Origin of the sequence: uncultured Lamprocystis sp. (assembly GCF_903933125.1) — a bacterium.
Taxonomy (GTDB): domain Bacteria; phylum Pseudomonadota; class Gammaproteobacteria; order Chromatiales; family Chromatiaceae; genus Thiodictyon.
Window position 1 is genome coordinate 1 of sequence record NZ_CAIZIZ010000329.1, and the last position, 2397, is coordinate 2397.

Here is a 2397-nt window from a genome sequence, read left to right on the forward strand (position 1 = left end):
TCCACCACCCGCAGCGTCATCCCCTCGGGCACCGCCATCCCCTCCGCCGCCAGCGTCCCGGCCGGATCGGCCAGCAGCCGCTGCTTGAAGGCGTCATCCGCCCGTTTCTGACAAACCCGGTGTCAATTCGTGTTGACCGGAAAGTGCCAAGACGCAAGCGGTCAAGTCGACATCTCCTTAACTTCTTGAAAAGAAGTCGGAAAATATGTTTTTAGGCTTAACTTAATGGCAGTGACGCTCCAGCGTGGGAGTGTCGTCGGGCCGCTCCAGCGGCCCGTCTCAACCCATCGCGCCGCGCCAACTGGCAGACGCGACGCTGGAGCGTGGGAGCCAGAAAAGTGGCTTCAACCGCATCGCATACCCAAAATGTCGGCAGCCTTGCACAGCCGGTCATCAAAACAGGCAAACCGAAGCTCTTCTTGCGTGGCTTGTCGCAGCAGGCTGGCTGCCGCCAGTTGAACGCTGTCATACCCGCGCAGCGCAAAGGTATCGGCATACTCGCCCGCGAGTTCCACCAGAGGCTGGGTGACTTCGATGATCGCGTAATAGGGCCAGTCATTTCGTAGACGCTCGCGTACCTGATCGATCATCGCCAAATCGACTGGATGTTCGCGGATACGCCGTGCCAGAGCGGCCATGCTTTCCGCCCAGGCGATCCGACAGACCGCGATCATCGAGGCCGCTGCCGCGAGCGATTGCATCTCGTCGCTGCGGGCCTCCAGCAGATAGAGCTTGATGAGGGCGGACGTATCGCAAAACAGGATCACCGACGGTCATCCAGCAACATCTGACTGACACAGCAACCCGTTGGGTCTAGTTGCAACGGAGGCGCGAACCTTGGTTTGCCGCCGCTCCATGAGAGCGTTCCATGATCGATCAGTTCGCCTAATCCTTGATCCAAACCGGAATGCGTCATGGCTGGAATCCCGATAATTCTGGCGATGGGTCTTTGGTGTGAAATCACTTCGATCACCTCTCCCGCTTGCGCCTGGGCAAGAATGCGCAACAGATTGGACTTGAGATCACGCACGGCAACGAGCATGGCGTCACTCCGGATGTTTGACTTCGACCGAGGGGGCCGAGTTGCTCCCAATCAGGCTGGATCAGGGTTTTGAATACTGCTTGGTCAGGATGAACCGCACCCCGCTCAAAAAAAGATCGGAATCGGATTGAGTTCATCCTCGGTCAGCGCCCGTTCCAGCCAGCCCATGGCCACCGGCACCTCGTACAACCGCCCCGGCGCGAAGCGCGCCCAGAAATGGCGCAGCCCCGGCACGATCACCTTGACGACCGGCATCCTGACATCGGCGCGGGTCTGATCCAGCACCAGCACCTCCATTCCGCGCGCTTCGACGATGGCGCGGCAGGTGGCGATGTCCGCGAGCAGATCGCCGCTGTGACGCTTGGGAAAATCCGCCAGCGCGCGCGGCGGCGTGGCCGGATCGGGGGCCAGATAGGGCTGATTGTCCAGGGTCGCCGTGGTCAGCCAGTGCCGCGTCTCGGCATCCTCGATGGGCAGTTCGCCCGCCTCCTGGCCCTCGCTTGCCAGACCCAGCATCTGGTTCATCTCGGCGAAGGCGCGTTGCAGCGCGATCCGTGCATCCAGATGACACCCCAGACCGAACAGCAGGCGCTCCTGGGATCCGTCGCGCAATCGCGACACCGCGACGAAGGCCGGAATCCCCAGGTCGCTGGTGACATCCAGCGCCCAGGTATCGCGCCCGAGTCCGTCGTAATGCTCCGCCAGATCCAGCAGATAGGGCTCGCCGAAACTCGCGATCTCGACGCCCGGCACACGCCGCCGGTTGTACCACCAGAGCGCCACCGCATCGCGTTCGACCAGCTCGAACAAGCCCTGCAACACCGCCTCCTCCAGGTTGTTGCCCGAAGCGTTGCCGTTGGAGCAACCCATGGCGAAGAAGCGGTCGCAGTCCGCGCTGGCGGGCGAGGCGAAATAGAGCAACTGGGTCGGCAGGTATGTGTACCCTTCCTGCGTCAGCGACCACACCGGCGTCCAGTCGATCGGCAAGGTCTCGTCGAGCGGCTCGGGGACGCGGTTGAACTTGGATTCTTTCGCGTTCCAGGCATCCCGTTCGGCCAGTTGGCGCGCGCTGTAGCCCATCACCGCGTTGGGGTGGATCACCGCGTCGCCGTGGCGTTCGCGCATCGCGCAATGACTGGCGGTGATGATCGTCTCGTCGCCCTGCCGCCCGCCGCTGTAACGCTCGATGGCCTCGCACAGCGCGCTCGCCTTGGCCTGCGTCTCGGTCACCCCCTTGCCCGCGCTGGCATTGCGCAGACCGCGCTTGAGATGCGCGAGCGAGTCCAACCGCAAGACCGAATTGTGTCCGGCGACATAGACGTGCGCGATGCCCGCAGCCGCGTGGACTGGCGCAA

General features: G+C 62.9%; 3 protein-coding genes. All 3 read right to left on the reverse strand.

The genetic code is table 11. The features are described from left to right. Positions 1-344 precede the first annotated feature (344 nt). Complete coding sequence (locus QZY03_RS17080; RefSeq protein WP_295583156.1) at positions 345-767, reverse strand: type II toxin-antitoxin system VapC family toxin; 423 nt, start codon at positions 765-767, stop codon at positions 345-347. Further along, on the reverse strand, positions 764-1042 hold the full coding sequence (locus tag QZY03_RS17085; RefSeq protein WP_295407866.1) for a type II toxin-antitoxin system prevent-host-death family antitoxin: 279 nt from the start codon (positions 1040-1042) through the stop codon (positions 764-766). Before QZY03_RS17085 ends, QZY03_RS17080 begins: the two co-directional genes overlap by 4 nt. Positions 1043-1147: 105 nt before the next feature. Beyond that, positions 1148-2397: YcaO-like family protein (locus QZY03_RS17090; protein WP_295583159.1), on the reverse strand; the 1250-nt coding region annotated here is incomplete at its 5' end.

What these genes read in the sequence shown, in the direction of transcription:
- QZY03_RS17085 (WP_295407866.1), bottom strand. Translation starts at nt 1,042, where the DNA reads ATGCTCGTTGCCGTGCGTGATCTCAAGTCCAATCTGTTGCGCATTCTT.